The 15,486-nt window shown below is 63.6% G+C and carries 19 protein-coding genes and 1 pseudogene; 9 read left to right on the forward strand and 11 right to left on the reverse strand.

The features are described 5' to 3' along the window. Nucleotides 1-77: 77 nt before the first annotated feature. Entirely contained in the window at nucleotides 78-1,088 is a 1,011-nt protein-coding gene (locus M1E17_RS17980) for an o-succinylbenzoate synthase (RefSeq protein ID WP_457963291.1), read from the reverse strand. Between the two features lie 82 nt (nucleotides 1,089-1,170). Between M1E17_RS17980 and M1E17_RS17985 the strand changes: the two genes are divergently transcribed. From M1E17_RS17985 to M1E17_RS17995, 3 genes are all read left to right on the forward strand, one after another. Then, complete coding sequence (locus M1E17_RS17985; protein WP_457963292.1) at nucleotides 1,171-1,524, forward strand: ArsR/SmtB family transcription factor; 354 nt, start codon at nucleotides 1,171-1,173, stop codon at nucleotides 1,522-1,524. A 16-nt stretch (nucleotides 1,525-1,540) separates the two neighbouring features. Further along, nucleotides 1,541-2,047 (forward strand): SRPBCC family protein, encoded by a 507-nt coding sequence (locus tag M1E17_RS17990; RefSeq protein WP_457963293.1) that lies wholly within the window; start codon nucleotides 1,541-1,543, stop codon nucleotides 2,045-2,047. Nucleotides 2,048-2,166: 119 nt separating this feature from the next. Next, nucleotides 2,167-3,075, forward strand: a complete 909-nt coding sequence (locus tag M1E17_RS17995) for a phosphatase PAP2 family protein (protein ID WP_457963294.1) — start codon at nucleotides 2,167-2,169, stop codon at nucleotides 3,073-3,075. An 88-nt stretch (nucleotides 3,076-3,163) separates the two neighbouring features. Here the strand turns inward: M1E17_RS17995 and M1E17_RS18000 are convergent, their stop codons facing one another. From M1E17_RS18000 to M1E17_RS18020, 5 genes are all read right to left on the reverse strand, one after another. Then, a complete protein-coding gene (locus M1E17_RS18000; RefSeq protein WP_457963295.1) occupies nucleotides 3,164-3,682 on the reverse strand; it encodes a hypothetical protein in 519 nt (172 codons plus the stop codon). After that, complete coding sequence (locus M1E17_RS18005) at nucleotides 3,679-4,374, reverse strand: signal peptidase I (RefSeq protein WP_457963296.1); 696 nt, start codon at nucleotides 4,372-4,374, stop codon at nucleotides 3,679-3,681. Before M1E17_RS18005 ends, M1E17_RS18000 begins: the two co-directional genes overlap by 4 nt. Next, the gene (locus M1E17_RS18010) at nucleotides 4,361-4,972 is read right to left on the reverse strand and encodes a hypothetical protein (protein WP_457963297.1); all 612 of its coding nucleotides are present in this window, start codon (nucleotides 4,970-4,972) and stop codon (nucleotides 4,361-4,363) included. Before M1E17_RS18010 ends, M1E17_RS18005 begins: the two co-directional genes overlap by 14 nt. A gap of 74 nt (nucleotides 4,973-5,046) precedes the next feature. Further along, entirely contained in the window at nucleotides 5,047-5,604 is a 558-nt protein-coding gene (locus M1E17_RS18015; RefSeq protein WP_457963298.1) for an alternate-type signal peptide domain-containing protein, read from the reverse strand. A 174-nt stretch (nucleotides 5,605-5,778) separates the two neighbouring features. Beyond that, nucleotides 5,779-6,996 (reverse strand): MFS transporter, encoded by a 1,218-nt coding sequence (locus M1E17_RS18020; protein WP_457963299.1) that lies wholly within the window; start codon nucleotides 6,994-6,996, stop codon nucleotides 5,779-5,781. A gap of 154 nt (nucleotides 6,997-7,150) precedes the next feature. On the opposite strand from M1E17_RS18020, the gene M1E17_RS18025 reads away from it, so the two are divergent. Next, complete coding sequence (locus M1E17_RS18025; RefSeq protein ID WP_457963300.1) at nucleotides 7,151-7,519, forward strand: hypothetical protein; 369 nt, start codon at nucleotides 7,151-7,153, stop codon at nucleotides 7,517-7,519. A 328-nt stretch (nucleotides 7,520-7,847) separates the two neighbouring features. Beyond that, nucleotides 7,848-8,681: an SGNH/GDSL hydrolase family protein gene (locus tag M1E17_RS18030; RefSeq protein WP_457963301.1), complete on the forward strand. Its 834-nt coding sequence runs from the start codon at nucleotides 7,848-7,850 to the stop codon at nucleotides 8,679-8,681. A gap of 268 nt (nucleotides 8,682-8,949) precedes the next feature. Here the strand turns inward: M1E17_RS18030 and M1E17_RS18035 are convergent, their stop codons facing one another. The 3 genes from M1E17_RS18035 to M1E17_RS18045 form a co-directional block, all read right to left on the reverse strand. Continuing rightward, nucleotides 8,950-9,075 (reverse strand): hypothetical protein, encoded by a 126-nt coding sequence (locus M1E17_RS18035; RefSeq protein WP_457963302.1) that lies wholly within the window; start codon nucleotides 9,073-9,075, stop codon nucleotides 8,950-8,952. A gap of 309 nt (nucleotides 9,076-9,384) precedes the next feature. After that, entirely contained in the window at nucleotides 9,385-9,723 is a 339-nt protein-coding gene (locus M1E17_RS18040) for a hypothetical protein (RefSeq protein ID WP_457963303.1), read from the reverse strand. Nucleotides 9,724-9,924: 201 nt separating this feature from the next. Continuing rightward, nucleotides 9,925-11,886: a rhamnogalacturonan lyase gene (locus M1E17_RS18045; RefSeq protein ID WP_457963304.1), complete on the reverse strand. Its 1,962-nt coding sequence runs from the start codon at nucleotides 11,884-11,886 to the stop codon at nucleotides 9,925-9,927. A 437-nt stretch (nucleotides 11,887-12,323) separates the two neighbouring features. Between M1E17_RS18045 and M1E17_RS18050 the strand changes: the two genes are divergently transcribed. Then, nucleotides 12,324-12,461: a hypothetical protein gene (locus tag M1E17_RS18050; protein ID WP_457963305.1), complete on the forward strand. Its 138-nt coding sequence runs from the start codon at nucleotides 12,324-12,326 to the stop codon at nucleotides 12,459-12,461. Further along, complete coding sequence (locus M1E17_RS18055; RefSeq protein WP_457963306.1) at nucleotides 12,458-13,213, forward strand: SDR family oxidoreductase; 756 nt, start codon at nucleotides 12,458-12,460, stop codon at nucleotides 13,211-13,213. The genes M1E17_RS18050 and M1E17_RS18055 overlap by 4 nt, the downstream gene beginning before the upstream one ends. Before the next feature lie 57 nt (nucleotides 13,214-13,270). Here M1E17_RS18055 and M1E17_RS18060 read toward each other — a convergent pair whose 3' ends face one another. Next, nucleotides 13,271-13,600, reverse strand: a complete 330-nt coding sequence (locus tag M1E17_RS18060) for a hypothetical protein (protein WP_457963307.1) — start codon at nucleotides 13,598-13,600, stop codon at nucleotides 13,271-13,273. 483 nt (nucleotides 13,601-14,083) lie between these two features. Between M1E17_RS18060 and M1E17_RS18065 the strand changes: the two are divergent. Beyond that, nucleotides 14,084-14,680 (forward strand): annotated as a pseudogene (locus M1E17_RS18065) (DUF4383 domain-containing protein). A 14-nt stretch (nucleotides 14,681-14,694) separates the two neighbouring features. After that, nucleotides 14,695-14,925 carry a zinc-ribbon domain-containing protein gene (locus tag M1E17_RS18070; RefSeq protein WP_457963308.1) on the forward strand — a complete coding sequence of 77 codons (231 nt, stop codon included), beginning with the start codon at nucleotides 14,695-14,697 and terminating at the stop codon, nucleotides 14,923-14,925. Between the two features lie 314 nt (nucleotides 14,926-15,239). Here the strand turns inward: M1E17_RS18070 and M1E17_RS18075 are convergent, their stop codons facing one another. Then, the gene (locus M1E17_RS18075; protein ID WP_457963309.1) at nucleotides 15,240-15,452 is read right to left on the reverse strand and encodes a hypothetical protein; all 213 of its coding nucleotides are present in this window, start codon (nucleotides 15,450-15,452) and stop codon (nucleotides 15,240-15,242) included. Nucleotides 15,453-15,486 lie beyond the last annotated feature (34 nt).

Below are 15,486 nucleotides of genomic sequence, written 5' to 3' on the forward strand. Positions count from 1 at the left end.
TTCCGGTGAACCGCTCGTGACCTGCAGAAACGTGAGAGAGCGTCGCCCAAAAGGCGCCAAACGTGAGAGAGCGTCTGTCAGGAAGGGGCAAGGAGGGTGTGGACTCGGCGGAGGCGGGCCAGCCACCAGTCCCGGCGTTCCCGGGAAGCCGCGAACTGCGCGAGCAGCCCGGCGTCGGCGGAGACATCGCGGAGGCGGATGGCGCCGTCGTCGGCCACCAGCGGATCGGTGCTGATGTCGGACTCAAACAGCGAGACGGTCCCCAGCCCGCACGCAAAGGGAAGCTCCGGCAGGGATGCGGCCAGGGCAAGACCGGCCCGGATCCCCACAGAGGTGTCCAGGGCGGAACTCACGACGGCGGGGAGCCCGGCCTGAGCCACGATCTCCAGCGCGCGCCGCACTCCCCCCAGCGGTGCCACCTTCACCACAATCAGGTCCGCAGCCCCGGCCCGGGCCACGCGGAGGGGGTCAGATTCCTTGCGGACGCTTTCGTCGGCGGCGATCAGCACGGGAGTTCCGGCCGCCCGCAACTGCGAGCGCACTTCCGCGAGCCCGTCGATTGTAGGCACCGGCTGCTCCGCGTATTCAAGCCCGACCCCGGCCAGACGGGTCAGGGCCGACACCGCCATAGACACGTCCCAGCCGCCATTGGCGTCAATGCGGATGGCCGCCTGCGGGAGGGCGGAGCGGACGGCGGCGAGGCGGGCGGCGTCGTCGTCGAGCGTTTGGCCGCGCTCGGCCACCTTGACCTTCACGGCGTCCACCCGGCCGAAGCGGGCCAGGACGTCCGGGACCCGGTCCGCGGAGACGGCGGGCACGGTGGCATTCACCGGGACCACGGACCGAAGGGGAGGCGGGAAGCCCTGCCACCCGGCCTCAACAGCGGCGGCAAGCCAGCGGGAAGCTTCTTCGTCCCCGTATTCCGGGAACGGGCCAAACTCCCCCCACCCGTGGGGCCCGCGAAGGAGCAGGGCTTCGCGCTCCATGATGCCGCGGAACTTCACCCGCATGGGCAGGCTCACCACGTGCGCGGAGGCCAGCAGCTCCTCCAGCGGAGGGACGCCGTTCGGGACAGTCGGGGTAGGCATCTGTTCACTGTACAAGCGGTGGCGGACAGAACTCTTTGCCCTGCCTATGGAACGCATATCCATATGGGTATACAATCCAATTATGGCACGGGCAGCAACAACCGCAGATGCGTTCAACGCGGTGGCTGAGCCCCGCCGTCGGGAAATCCTGGACGCCCTGACCGGAGGCGAGCGCCCCGTCAATGAACTGGTGGACCTGCTGGGCCTGGCTCAGCCGCACGTCTCCCGGCACTTGCGGGTGCTGCGCGAGGTGGGCGCCGTGGATGTGCGGGATGAGGGCAGGCAGCGGCTGTACCGGCTCAACCCCGAGGCCCTGAAGCCCATCCACGACTGGGTTGCCGGCTACCAGCACCTCTGGGAGGAGCGTTTCGAACTCCTGGAGGGTGTGCTGGAGGACCTCAAGGACCCAGAAGACAAAGAAGACTCAAACGCCTAAGAGAAGGAACAGGGCAATGGCACAGACACACAGCGGCAGCGGCACTATGGAAGTTACCTTCCCCAGCGACGAGCAAATCCTGATCACCCGCACCGTCAACGCGCCCCGGCACCTGGTCTACCGCGCCTGGACCACTCCGGAACTCGTCAGGAAGTGGTGGGCCGGCCGGCGGGGCGAGATGACAGTGGCCGACATGGATTTCAGGGTGGGCGGCGCATGGCGGTACGTCATGGTGGCGCACGGCGAATTCGAGGTGGCCTTCCACGGAACGTACCGCGAGATTGTGCCCAACGAGAGGATCGTCCAGACCGAGGTGATGGAGATGCCCGGCGAGGAATCCGGCGGGGAGGGTGTGGTCAACACCGTCACCTTCCGGGATGCCGACGGCGGCGCCACCACCGTGAGCATCCTCACCGACGCGGGCAGCAAGGAAGTCCGGGACATGATTGCGCAGTCCGGCATGGAAGGCGGCGTGCGCGAGCAGTTCGAACTCATCGAGGAGCTGGCGGGGTCACTCACCTGACACCTGTCCCCTCTCCCAACTAACTCGCAGTTAACGTCGTCATTCCGGCTTTTCACGACGTTAGCTGCGAGTCACTTTGGGTGAAGGCGGCTCCCAGCTTTCTGTGACACCCTTAACTGATGACCGTTTCACGACAGGCGCCGGCCCGCGCTCCTTTGCGCCCCGCCCCCGGCTCAGGCTTTATGTTCGCCTTCGCCACGCTCGCCTGCATCGTGGGGCTGATCGCCACGTACTACTACTTCGTGCAGACCACCACGGGCCAGTTCATCGACGAATCCGCCCTGGTGGAAGCCGTGGATGTGCACGGGCCCGCGGGCAAGGCAGCCACGGAGTTCCTGGACTGGCTGCCCACCATTTCGCTGGTGATGGCCGCCGTGGTGGTTCTCTTCGTCACGGTGATCCGCCGCCGCTGGACCGCCGCGGGCATCGCCGTGTCCGCGTGCATCGGCGCCAACATTGCCACCCAGATCCTCAAAGATGTGCTGCCCGCCCGCCCTGACAAGGGTGTGGTCACGCTGGAGCTGAACTCCCTTCCGTCCGGGCACACCACGCTGGCGGCGTCGGCGGCGGCCGCCGTGTTCCTGATGGCCTCGCCGCGCTGGCGCCCGATGGCCGGCTTCGTGGGCGGCACGTTCGCCATCGCGTCCGGCGTGTCCACCCTGATCAACCAGTGGCACCGACCGGCGGACGTGGTGGCGGCGTTCCTGCTGGTGGGCGCCTTCATGATCCCCGCCGGCTGGCTTATCCTGCGCCACGGCGGGGCCTGGAATGTGTGGGACGGCTTCGGCAGGCATTGGGGTTCCGCCAAGATCTGGCTGACGCTGCCGGTGATGATCGGGCTGGCCTCGGCCGCGGTGGCGGTGTACTCGCTGGCCAGGATCGCCCCGGGCCCCAGCCAGGAAGCCAGCACCACCAACTACTTCTGGGCCGGCATTTCCCTCATGGTGATCGCCGGGTACCTGGCCACCGTTGCCACCACTTCGCTATTCGCCTATGCTGCCCGACGGCGGGTCCCGGCTTCCCGCTGACCGCACCGGCTGCGCCGGTGCCGGAGGCTACACAGCACCGGCGCAGGTATTGGAGGCAGCGGCGCTGCTGCTGGGATGAAGGAAGTGTCTAGCCCCGGACCGGCACCGGAGCCAGCGGGCAGCTGACCTTGCCGTTGGCGGTGGCGTTGTCCAGGGTGATGTCCATAGAGGCGGCCGTTTGGTCCAGGTAGGTGGCAGTCACCCGCACCGTCAAAGGGCCGGCGGCATTGTCCTTGAGGATCTGGGACCTCTGCGCATGCGGGCTTGCCGTCAGGACGATGTTTGCGGAGCCGTTCGGGAGCAGGATGGTCGACCCCGGGTAGCTCGTGCCGTAGTTCCCGTTGGCCTGCAGGGCCGCGTACGTGATGGTGGCCGGCGCCGCCGAGACAGTGACGGCGAGAGTGGCCACCTTGTGCGGGCTGTCGTTGGTGCAGGTCAGCCCGGCCAGCGCCGGGCCGGGCCATGCGCCGTTGGCGGTCACCGTCATGGTGGCGGTGGCGGACTGTTCCCACAGGGCCGACGCCGAAGCGCAGCCAACACCAAGCAGCACAGTCAGGACGAAAGCGCCAATTGCCAGTGCGGATCCGGGTACCCGAGAGAGCTTCACGCGAACGCCCCGGCATCGGCCTGCTGGGTGCGCCTGCGGCTGCGGATTCCCTTGACCAGCTGCAGCGCCCCGTACCCGATCAGGCCGGCAGCGGCCACCATGCTCCAGGTGGTGCGGTCGGCATTGCCCAGCGCGTTGGCGGCGTAGCCCACGTACGGAACGGCGTAGAACAGTTTGCCTTTGACCTGCAGTTCACGGACCGGATCAGCGTCGTTCACGCCGTTGTTGTCGCCCTTGGTGATGAGGGTCTTCTCCCCCTCCTGCGTGGCACCGAAGCCCACAATGCGGTGGGTTTCGACGTCGGGGCGCCCGGAATACATCTGGAAGGTGACCACATCGCCGTACTTGAGTTCGCTGAAGTCGGCAGGCTTGATCACCAGGAAGGTTCCCGGCGGGAACTTGGGGGCCATGGAGTTGGTCAGCACCGTGTAGGCCTCGGACCCGGTAGCCCTCGGAACCACAATCAGCACCAATGCCGCGAAAACGAGGATCATCAGGACAACCAGGTTCACGACCTTGCCTGCGGCGGCGAAATAGGCCCGGCGCTTTGGCTCCGTGCCGGCGTCGGCGTTCTCTGGGGCGTCGGCCTTCACACGGCTGGTTGCCTTCGCGCGGTTGCTGCCCGCTTCGGCACGACTGCCAAGGGCCCGGCCCAAAGCCAGCTCGCGGGACATGATTTCAGGCGCAGCCACTTGGCACCCCGCAGAGCTGGCGGGCGGTGATGGGAAGACTGATGTTCACCGTTTGACCTTTCAGGAGGATGGAGGTGGAGGAACTGAGGCTGACCTGGAAGCAGAGAACCGTGCTTGCCGCCTTCGGGACGGCCGCGGACGTGAGTCCAGCTGCGGTGAGCGCGGTGTAGCCGGTGGAACTGCTGCATTCCGCGACGGCCGAGGCGAACTTTGCAGATACGGTCACATACTGCGCAAGGCTGCCGAACCCAGTGTTGGAAACAGTGGCCTGGCCCGCCGTAATGCTGGTGCTGAACGTTCCGCCGGCGTTGGAGTTATTGCCGATTACAACGCTTGCGTACACCGGTGTTCCCGGAGCGAGCGAGGTGGCCTGGGTGAGGTTGATGGTTGCCGGGGTCCCTCCGGAGAGGCTCATGTTGGTGGCCTGCCCGGACGGACTTGCAGTGAGGCTAACGTCGAACGATGCGGCGGTGACGGTCCCCGGCGCCGCCGCGGTGGCGGCGTTCCACAGGGCGTACGAGCCCTGCACCGTCAACAGTCCCAGGACTACCGCTGCTGCGATGAGTGCACCGGTGCGCAGCATCCGCGGCATCCGCATTGTTCCTCCTGGTCCTGATCCGAATCTGTCCTGATGTGGCGGGCGGCTGCTCAGGGCCGCCCGCCAAGTTCAGGCTAGGACAGGCCGGAGAGCCCGGACTGAGTGACCTGCGTCAGGGTGAAGCCAACATTGTTGAAGTTGTAGCTGGCGTTCACGTTGTCGCGGGCGCCGGTGGCTCCCTTGAATTCAAAGGTGATGGTCGCCGTGACGGTCTGGGTTGCTCCGGAGGAGGCCAGTAGCGGGTTGGAAACAGGCTGGCCGCCGACAGTGAGGACCGGGGTGCTGGTGACGGTGACGTTCGCGGCAGTGAATCCGTTGGTGGGGGTAATTCCGGCAGCGGCGATGGTCGCGGCCATCTTGTCTCCCACGAGCGTAACCGTCAGGTCCTGCGTGTAAGTGAGCTTGTCACCCGGGACCACTTTGTAGGTGGCGATGTCGATAGTTGCTTCGTTCCGGTCCTTCCAGGTGCCGGCGCTCGTGGCATTGACCACGTTCAGGTCGCCGGCAACGATGGTGCCCGGCGTCTGCGAGGCCGCTGCGTTCCAGTTGGCCAGTGTGCCGCCGCCACCTACCAGCAGTGCTGCGCCCAGTGCGATTGCTGCAGATCCCTTGATGAGTGTGCTGTTCTTCATGATGTCCCCTCAGACTTTTGCGTGCTTGATTTATTGCTGAACACCACATTGCACGTGCTCGATCAGGACTAAGGGACGAAAATAATCAAAGTTTGCTCAAGAAATTGAACATTCAACAGGCCTTTGACCTGCGGTTTTACTAAAACAAGTGGCGTAAACCCGCAACATAACCCGTCAGTAGTTCCGCCGGTGCTTGAGCCGGGGAAGTACGACGGCGAACACGGCTGCCGCGGCAAACCCCAGTATTCCGGTGGCTGAGACCCCCGCGCCCAGGGATGCCAGCGCCGTCACCACGGAGAGCAGCACGGGTCCGCCGGTTGATCCGGCGTCGGCGATAAAACGCCACAGGCCCAGGAACTGGCCGCGCCCTCGGTCCGGTGAGAAGTCGGCACCCAGCGTCATGATCAGGCCTGAACTGATGCCGTTGCCGAAGCCGATCAGCAGCGCGGCAAGCAGCAGCCCGGCGAACGAAGCGGTCAGGGGGATCAGCAGCATGGCTATTCCCATGATGACGGTAGAGGGGATGGCCACAAACTGCCGGCCCCGGCGGTCCATGAGCTTGCCGGCCGGGTAGAACACCAGCATGTCGATCGCTCCGGAGAGCCCATAGATCAGCGACGCCTGGGTGGCGTCCATGCCCAGGTGGTCCGCCCAGAGCGGGATGACCACCTGACGGGAGGCGCGGAGGGCGCTGAGCAGCAGGATGCCCAGGCCCAGCGTCAGGAACACGCCTGAATGGGAGACCGCCACATTCCGCAGGGTGGGTTCGGGGCCCTTGTGTCCGCCGTCGGGGGCTGGCGGAACTACCAGGTCCGGGATGGTGACGGCGAGCACCGCGGCGGCCGCCATGCCTGCCACCCCCACCCAGTAGGCACCGCTGATCCCCTCGAACTGCATCACGGCTGCGCCCACAAACGGCCCGATGAAGATGCCGATCCTGGTCACGCCGCCCAGGGTGGACAGCGCCCGCGCACGGAACTCGAGGGGCACTGCCTCGGTGAGGTACTTCTGCCGTGCCAGGTTGAAGACGCTGGCGGTCATCCCGACGACGGCCATCGCCCCGGCGAGCAGCCACAGTCCGTTGGGGATCAGGGAGGACACCGCGGCCGCGGCGAGGGCAATGGCGCCCACCGCGGCCGCACCAACGATGGACCAGCGTTCGCCGAATTTGAGCGTGATGAGGGAAGCGGGCAGGTTGAAAAACCAGGAGCCCAGCCCGATCAGCGTGACGATCAATGCTGACACGGCCACGGATGCGCCGAGGTCGCGGGCCGAAAGGACCACTACGGGCAGGACAGCTCCTTCGCCGATACAGAACAGCAGTGCCGGGCCGAACGCAGGTATCGCGATGCTCCGGAAGTTGAACGGCGGCGGGCTGTCTGGCGAAGTCATCAGATTTATCCTATGACGGGGCCGGGATCGGGCCACTTTTATGTGCTGTCGTTGGAATTTCAGCAAATACGGGGGTCACAAAGAGCCATGGGAGGACTAGCGTTTGCCTTGTGGGAGGCTGCCATCCATTCCACACAAAACCAAGGGAGATTTCATGGGGGAATTGTGGATCCGCACCATCAGCAACGGCCTGGTCCGTGCGGACAGAGTTACCGAAATTTCATCGACCCGCGGCTCACTGCAGGAGGACCAGGGTTATTCGCTCAAAGTCATCGTGGACGGCAAGGCCCACGTACTGATTGATGACAGCGAAATCCAGGGCACGCTGGCCGAACGGCTGGAATATGCAAGGCATGTAGAGGATGCCCTGCTGCTCGCCATGGATGAAGCAAAGGGCTCGCATGTGGCCATGGTGGTCTGCTACGAGCACGAGAACGAGCGCTGGTCCGTGGCTGCGGCGGCAGAATTGGTGGGCGCCCTTCCCGCCCATGCTCCACCGCGGGAGATGACCGGCGCCTCCTAACCGGTCAGTTGCCAAGGGACTAGCCCCTCCCCGAAACGAAGAGCCTCGAAGGGACGCGGAACGGGAAATACCAGCAGGGTCCCCCCAGAGAACCACCGCAACGCCCCATATGGGGCCGTCCCTGGCTCACTCGCGCTCTAAAGAGCCGACAGGAGCCACACTGCGTACGTCCGCGGTGGCTTTACCCCGGAAGCAGGCGCCCGTTATGCAAAGTGAAACGATGCTGGACACGGGCAAGAGCGGGAACATAGCGTCAACTTATTCGGGCCGGCAAGGCTAACAGAGCGAGTTGCCGGTGCGCACCGCCGGCCCATGAAGGAGGGTGGCCGTGCCGAAAGTTGCGCGCTTCCTGCTCCTGTCGTTTGTCATGCTCGCGGCGTTCACGGCCGCACAACCGACAATGACCGCGCCTCCTCCCACCTCCTCGCCGCCGCCCACCTCCATGGCAGCCCTGGGCGACTCCATTACCCGGGCCCTCGCCGTCTGTTGTTCGAACGGTGACAACTCGCTCCACTCATGGTCCACCGGGCGCGGTCCCGGCGACGGAGTCAGCAGTCACCATGAGCGGCTAACACGTCTGGACTCGGCTATCACTGACCGCAACCACAACAACGCCATCAGCGGCTCCAGAGCCAGGCATCTTCCGGACCAGGCCGAGATGGCCGTCGAACAGAATGTGGAATACGTGACCATCCTGATCGGAGCAAACGACCTTTGCGCCTCATCTGTATCCACGATGACATCCGAGGCGGAATTCGCTTTGCACATTCAAACAGCCTTGGCGACACTCGACCGCGGCCTACCGAGGGCACGCATCCTCGTTGCCAGCATCCCGGACCTCTACCAACTCTGGAAGGCCTTGGAAAGCAACGCCGAGGCACGCGAGGCATGGTCCGGCGGCACCTGCCAATCGATGCTTGCCGCCCACAACACCGAGGAGCAACGGCAGTCGGTCATCATGCGGGAGCTCGCGTTCAACAGGATCCTTGCCCAGGCGTGCTCCCAGTACAAGAACTGCCGCTGGGACAACAACACCGTGCATAACTTCAAGTTCTCGGCAAGCGACGTTAGCGTGCTTGATTACTTCCATCCAAGCCTGGAAGGCCAGGCCCGTCTGGCTGAGCTCACTTGGCGGGCGTCATGGTGGGGAGACCAGCAGTAGCTCCCTTCGGCGGCCTGTCCACCGAATCGGTATGACCACGATTCGACGACTCGCCGGGTATTGGTCAGAAACGTCGTTTTGACTGTAGCGAATAAGGCACCCCGGCACTGCGGGTATGGCTGCGCTTGGATCTTGAGCCGGACATGGCTCGCAAACTGGATGTGCGGCCACCCTCCATAGATAGGGCCCACGCCACTCCCGATAAGCCTGTTCAAAGCGTCGAGCTAACCAGCAGCAACCCTGAGGATGATCCGGCCAGGCGGGCCGATTAGTTAGGGCGGGCTTGGAGTCCTGGGTTGCCGTCCAGCGAGGAATCAACGGCGGCTACGGCGGCGGCCAGGGCTGGGATGTAGAACCAACCGATGCTTGCGGAGTCGATGACTACGAAGATCACAAGAGCGACAGTTTCCGCGACCGATGCAGGAGTCTGCGCCCGTCCTCGTATCAGGAGAGGTAGCGCGGTCAGGGCCACTGGGATGAGCAACGGCACGAAGATAGACGGCCCGACTGTCTCAAGTAGGGCCGGATGACTGACCTGCTCTGGCCCACCAGACGTTACTTTTACCTGTGTGTACATCGGAGCCAGTAAGAGGACCATGGATGCAACTATCGCGAGTAAGCACCAAGGTGCGGTGACCCACGGGCCTGCGGCCATGGCCTTTCGAGGTCCGCGATAGCAATGCGCGCCAAAGCGGGGCTCGAGTCAGGGCTGCGGTATCACGAAGTGCGCTATGACCGTCAGGACCAGGATTACCGGCACGGCTAAGACAACACTCCGGGACATACGGCCCAGCCAGCCGTTGTCTCGTGACCGAAGCAGTAGCCCGACGATGACAGCCCCGAGCAGTGCGAAGAGGATGCCTGCGCCGATCAGTGATGCACGAACAGGCAGCAAGTGCGGAGGGCACATCGCCGGAAAACTGGTCGCACATCCCCAACCAGGCAGAACCGGCTGCGCCATCCAGAGGACCAGCAAGCCCAGAAGCACGGTGCAAGCTGCGACTACAGGTGAGCGCGTCGCGCCGAGTGTCTGGATGGTCATGTCGCCAGACTATCTATCGGGCTCTCCCTGTTGCAGGACGACCCAGTGCGGTCTCAAATCCGACCAGAAAACTTGAGTTCAAACTCTCCCTTGGCCGCTCGAGAATGTGGGTGGACCCCGGTTCCAAGAACCGCGGTCCACCCACAGCGAGAGAGACGACTCAAGACTTTTTGGGGAATCTTTAGCCGTTAGACGCTTGGTCTACCGTCGGCTGCCTGTGTAGGTAATGGCGGGCATTTCCGGGGTTTTCATGCCCTCGCCAATGTAGAAACTGGTGTGCGGCGGCTGATTGTAGGAGACATTCTCCCGCGCCACGTCGGCACGGTAGACGGGGTCATGCATCAGGGTGCGGAGCCTGACTTCCGTGGGGGCGCTGGTGGTGTAGATGCGGAGTTCTGTGCTGTCCGCGGACGGCCAGGCGATTTCTTCCCGCCAGTCGCCCATGAGGTCTGCCTGGACCGCAGGGTTGCCCTTGGTGCCGTTATTCGTCTTGGCGCCGGCTGCCGTAAGCAGCTTGTCGCTGGCCTGGGTTTCCCAGTTCCACTTGGCAATGGTCGGAACGCCGGTTTGAGTGGCGTCATCAAAATCGTGGTCAACGATTTCGCGGAGCAGGTCACCGTCCCACCAGGCCAGGAAGTTGGCGGCAGGTATCTTCGTGGACAGAACCTCACCATTAGCCGAACGCATCTCCCCGACAGTGGAGTTCCAGGCGTAGGTACCTCCAATAGCCCAGGCTTCGGCACCGGCATGGCGCGGATCAAGGTCGCCGGCAGCGCCTCGTCCGGTGTCCCTGGCTGCGGGAATGCTCCAGAGCACTTCGCCGGTCCGGGAATCCCGGAAGGTTGCTCCAATGTTTCCGCTGGCACTCATGCTCTCGTGCACGGCGAAGGTTTCCAGGCCAGGGCGGGACGGATCGAAGTCGCTGGTATGAATGGCGTCGCCATGGCCCAGTCTGGTGTTGTAGAGGGCTTTGCCGTCGTCGTCGATGGTCATGGATCCGAAGACGAACTCGTCCTTGCCGTCGGCGTCGACGTCTGCGACGGACATGTTGTGGTTGCCTTGGCCGGCATACTCTGCACCGGCCACATTGGAGTCAAAGATCCAGCGTTTGACCAGCTTTCCGTCCACCAGGTCATAGGTCGCGAGCACGGTTCGGGTGTAGTAGCCGCGGCTGAACATCATCGACGGACGCTCTCCGTCAAGGTAGGCTACAGCGGCCAGGAAGCGGTCCACCCGGTTGCCGTAACCGTCACCCCAGGCAGCGACGTTCCCGCGCGGCGGTTCGTACCGGACTGTGTCCATGACTGTGCCGGTCTGGCCGTGGAAGACGGTAAGAAACTCGTCGCCGGCCAGGACATAGCCGCTACTGTTGCGGTGGTCCAAGGTGGGATCGCCGATGACAGTTCCTGCCGCGTCGCGGGTGCCGTCAGCCGTCTTCATCGAGACCTCGGCCTTGCCGTCGCCGTCGAAGTCATAGGCGAGCAGCTGGGTGTAGTGCGCGCCTGCACGGATATTGTGGCCCAGATCGATGCGCCACAGCTTGGTGCCGTCCATCTTGTAGGCATCCACATAGACGATGCCGGTGTAACCCGGGCGGGAGTTGTCCTTGGCGTTGGACGGGGACCACATCTGTATGACTTCGTACTGGCCGTCGCCGTCCACATCCGCCACGCTGGCGTCACCAGCGGAGTAGGTGTAGGGAACGCCGTCTTTCGCGACGCCATCAGAAGGCTTATCCAGCTTGACCGCCAGGTAGTTCTGGGCCATGGGAGCGAACTCGCCAGTGAGCTGGTCCGCCCCGCTGCCTACCGCCTTGATAACGTACGTGGACGTGGCCGTGCCGCTCGTATCAACGTACGTGGTGCTGTTGCGGATGGGATCGACTGTGAGCTGAACGCCGTCCCGGATGACATGGAAGCCCACGCTCTCCAGGTCCAGCCCAAGCATTCGCCAACTCAAGCTGACACCTTGATCGGTCAAGACAGCCACCGGAGCCCGGTCCAGCTTTTCCATCTGGCGCTTCGGTGTGCCCTTGCCAGACTGTTCCGGCAGCGTCACCTGCGGATTCTTGGTTCCACCCGGCTCCTGGGCAGCTTGGGCGCTTGCCAACGGCAGCCCCGTCAGTGCGATAGCCGCGGCAGCAAGGGATGCGGTTGCCACCATAGGGCTGGAACGCAAAGCCTTGCTGGCCCTGCTACTCCGGAGTTGATTCGCAAGATAATTCAAAATAGACATCTCCTTTGATGCCAGGTGGCAAAAGTGAGCCGACCCGGTTCAGATTTGTAACGTTTCATTGCTTCTCCCCGATAAAAGACGGGGAGGATCGAGGGGATGGGTTAGAGGTGGAATTTTCGGGACGCAATGCCCTCAACGGAGTTCAGGAAACCGCTTTCCTGCATCTAGGTCTACCAGCCGCTCCTTGGAGGGGTCAAGGAATAAACAGAAAAACATGAACATTTCCAAACAAGAAGCCACTGAACACGCGGAATAGGAACACATCCGACTAGGGAGGAATGGGGACCAGCGTTGGCCGAAAAACTATGGCCACCCGCGCCGAAGGCGTGGCGTGCACAGTGGTCGGTGTTCCGCTGCCTTAGGATGTGGCAGACCTGCAGGGGCTGGCAATGGTCGACGCCGTGGGGAACGTCGTGAGCCTGGGCGGCGGCCTGCTGCCGGTCATCTTCCCCCTGCTGCCGCACCGCCGGCAGCCCACCCACCAGAAGGAAGTGCAAGCATGAACATCGCAGTCGCCGGCGGAACCGGGAAAGTGGGCCGCCACGTGGTCAGCATCGCCAGGGAGCGGGGGCATGCGGTGAAAATCCTTGCCCGCTCCGAGGGCGTGGACCTCGTCAGCGGCCAGGGCCTTGCCGGAGCGCTGGAGGGTGTGGACACCCTTATTGACGTTGTCAGCATCCAGACCCTGTCCGCCAAAGTATCCGTGAAGTTTTTCAGCGCCACCACCACCCACCTGCTGGAGGAGGCCAAGGCTGCCGGTGTGCGGCACTACCTGGCGCTGTCCATCGTGGGCGCGGACAAAGCTGCCGCCGGCATCTACGCCGGCAAGCTGGTCCAGGAAGAGCTGGTCAGCGGCGGGGACGTGCCCTGGACCATCCTGCGCGCCACCCAGTTCCACGAGTTCGCCGGGCAGGTCCTGGGCCGCAGCTCGGTTGGCCCGCTGGCTGTCGTACCCCGCATGGCCACCCAGCCCATCGCCGCACGGGAGGTAGCCGTGGCCCTGGTGGATGCTGCAGAAGCAGGCCCACAGGGACGGATTCCGGACCTGGGCGGGCCTCGAGTAGAGCAGCTGGTGGACATGGTCCGCGCGTATGCCGAAAAATCGGGGCAGCGGAAGCTGGTTATTGGCGCCACTGCGCCGGGCCGGCTGTGGAAGGCGATGCGCAACGGGACCTTGCTGCCGGAGGCGGGCGCCGCCGTCGGACGCCAGACGTTCCAGGACTGGCTGGCAACCCTGAAGCAGCAGCAGGCCTAAGCCACGAGGCAGCCTCCCATGCCAAGTACCCGCCACGTGCTGGTATTGCTGTGGCGCCTATTCGGGCAGCTCCATCTGGAAGCCGCATGGACAGCGCAGTACACGCGTCGTCATATAGACATCCAGTCCGTCCTCAGAGGCACTGTCGGTGAAGACTGGAGCGCTGAGCCGGCGGAGTTCCGACCCGGCCTTCTGCATTGGCTGGCCGCAGTGGATGTAGTGGCCGCCGAAGGCAAGCACATTCCTGAAGCTCCCGGTCCGGTTCAAGACTGCAGCAACGGCTGTGACGCCGGCATGGTCCAGGTAGTGACTCCCGCACGCGCCGCAGGAATAGCCCACCTCCACCAGGACATCGGAGGACGGGCTCAGGGTTTCGATGGAGTGCACCGCCAAGTTCTGGTCCGTCCCGCAGTTTACGCACGTCAGCGGACGATCTTCGGTGCCTTCTTCAAAAGAATGCCTGTTCGGGCCCAGGGGATGAATAGACATTGTCACGCAGCGGCGGGGCAGCTGGACAGGATGTCAGCGGCAGCTGCCGGGCCATCCATTCGAAACAAGGTGCAATGCGAGGCAGCCATGATGGCTCTCTTTCGCTGTTGTGCATCCAATCGCCGTTTTGCTCCAGCGATGTCTTTTGGCGGCCCTGCACACGGCCGACAAGAGGAATCATCACAAATGTGATGCTTGCCACTAAGAATGTACGCACGACAGGCCCGCATGTCCAGTTGAACCAGCGTCATTCCCTGCACGTGGCCCAAGCAGGGTGGCCCCAAACAGGCCCATTTAGCAAGCCTACTTACTATCTATTAGTAATCATGCTTACTATTATCCGCACACGCCCGTTTCCCAAAGACCAGGAGCCCACCCACCATGACCATCACGAGCCGGACCACCGGACACAAGACCAGACTCCAAGCTGCATCCCAAGCCGTAGGGGCAGTGTTCCTGCTGGTCGGCGTCCTCGGATTCATTCCGGGCATCACCAGCAATTATGACTCCCTGGGATTGGCCGGGCATGGGTCCGGTGCCCTTCTGCTGGGGATCTTCCAGGTCTCCGTGCTGCACAATATGGTCCATCTGCTTTTCGGCGCCGCAGGCATCCTCCTGTCCCGCAGCCACGGCCAGGCCCCGCGCTAAAGAACCCCGCCAGTCCAGATCGTGGACGGGCTCTGGGGCCTCAGCCCAGCCGTTTATCAACGGCTTTGTTCCGTACTCGCCGCTGGGCCTTCTTCGCCGACTCCCCCGTGCTCTAGCGCGGGCGCGGCACTTTTGTGAACCCGGAATTTCCTCCTGTATGGCGGGGTCACCTACCTCATCCTCTGGCTCTACGGGTTTCTGATCGGCTACGATTCACCGGCCAACGTCGTCCCGGTCAACGACGCGGACAACTGGCTGCACCTGGTCCTCGGCCTCGGCATGATCGGACTTGCGGTGCTTTTTTCCAAGAACACAGTCCCCCTCCGATAACAGAAGCCATCCTCATGCTCCTTATTTTTGGACTCAGCACCAAGCTCAAAGCGCTGCCGCCCCGGCCTGCAACCTGCCAATACTGCAGGTCTTTCGTTCAGCACTACCTGGAAGAGCGGGCCACAAAGCTCACGATCTTCTTCATACCCGTCCTCACAACGTCCAGGAAGTACGGCATCACCTGCTCAAACTGCGGTCAGCACTCCATCATCAACAAACGACAAAGAAACGCCCTGACCCGGTGAGCCCGGTGGGCGCGCCACGAGTGGCTGTAGATCTCAATCAAGTGGTGCTGCGGATGTTGCAGCAAACGGTCCCAGAAACTGGGAGTCGGCGCGGGCCCTAGTTATGTGAAAAAGCACGCTCGAGGCCGGCCCGCTCTGGGACATAGTCCCGGGCCGCCTGATCCTCATCACCTGCTTCACGGAGGACCTCTGGGGGCAAGAACGATCATTATTGAAGCCAGCCCGCTGGAAACCCAAAGTAGGTAGCAGCAAGTGCCGTTTTCGACGCTGAAAGCGGCACTTACTGCTACCTGCTTGGGCGAACGGCAGGCCGGTCAGGTGATCAGGTAGTGGGTCCGGTCAGTTTCCGCGTCGGGGGAAGGGCCTTTGCGGAGGATGGCACGGGCCAGCGCGCTGGTGCCGATGGCGGGAAGCAGGATGACGGCGGCTGCGATGGACAGGCCGGTCCAGCCCGCATCCCGCAGAACCCCACCAGGCCCGCCGGGACGCCCCGGACGCCGGCGCTTGCTGTACGTCAGATACATCATGGTCCGATGGTAGGGACCATGCACGGCCCCGGGC

The organism is Arthrobacter sp. D1-29, assembly GCF_054130585.1.

What these genes read in the sequence shown, in the direction of transcription:
- M1E17_RS18070 (WP_457963308.1), top strand. Translation starts at nt 14,695, where the DNA reads ATGCTCCTTATTTTTGGACTCAGCACCAAGCTCAAAGCGCTGCCGCCC.
- M1E17_RS18010 (WP_457963297.1), bottom strand. Translation starts at nt 4,972, where the DNA reads ATGCGGATGCCGCGGATGCTGCGCACCGGTGCACTCATCGCAGCAGCG.
- M1E17_RS18020 (WP_457963299.1), bottom strand. Translation starts at nt 6,996, where the DNA reads ATGACTTCGCCAGACAGCCCGCCGCCGTTCAACTTCCGGAGCATCGCG.
- M1E17_RS18025 (WP_457963300.1), top strand. Translation starts at nt 7,151, where the DNA reads ATGGGGGAATTGTGGATCCGCACCATCAGCAACGGCCTGGTCCGTGCG.
- M1E17_RS17995 (WP_457963294.1), top strand. Translation starts at nt 2,167, where the DNA reads ATGACCGTTTCACGACAGGCGCCGGCCCGCGCTCCTTTGCGCCCCGCC.
- M1E17_RS17990 (WP_457963293.1), top strand. Translation starts at nt 1,541, where the DNA reads ATGGCACAGACACACAGCGGCAGCGGCACTATGGAAGTTACCTTCCCC.
- M1E17_RS17985 (WP_457963292.1), top strand. Translation starts at nt 1,171, where the DNA reads ATGGCACGGGCAGCAACAACCGCAGATGCGTTCAACGCGGTGGCTGAG.
- M1E17_RS18075 (WP_457963309.1), bottom strand. Translation starts at nt 15,452, where the DNA reads ATGATGTATCTGACGTACAGCAAGCGCCGGCGTCCGGGGCGTCCCGGC.
- M1E17_RS18055 (WP_457963306.1), top strand. Translation starts at nt 12,458, where the DNA reads ATGAACATCGCAGTCGCCGGCGGAACCGGGAAAGTGGGCCGCCACGTG.
- M1E17_RS18015 (WP_457963298.1), bottom strand. Translation starts at nt 5,604, where the DNA reads ATGAAGAACAGCACACTCATCAAGGGATCTGCAGCAATCGCACTGGGC.
- M1E17_RS18045 (WP_457963304.1), bottom strand. Translation starts at nt 11,886, where the DNA reads ATGGTGGCAACCGCATCCCTTGCTGCCGCGGCTATCGCACTGACGGGG.
- M1E17_RS18040 (WP_457963303.1), bottom strand. Translation starts at nt 9,723, where the DNA reads ATGACCATCCAGACACTCGGCGCGACGCGCTCACCTGTAGTCGCAGCT.
- M1E17_RS17980 (WP_457963291.1), bottom strand. Translation starts at nt 1,088, where the DNA reads ATGCCTACCCCGACTGTCCCGAACGGCGTCCCTCCGCTGGAGGAGCTG.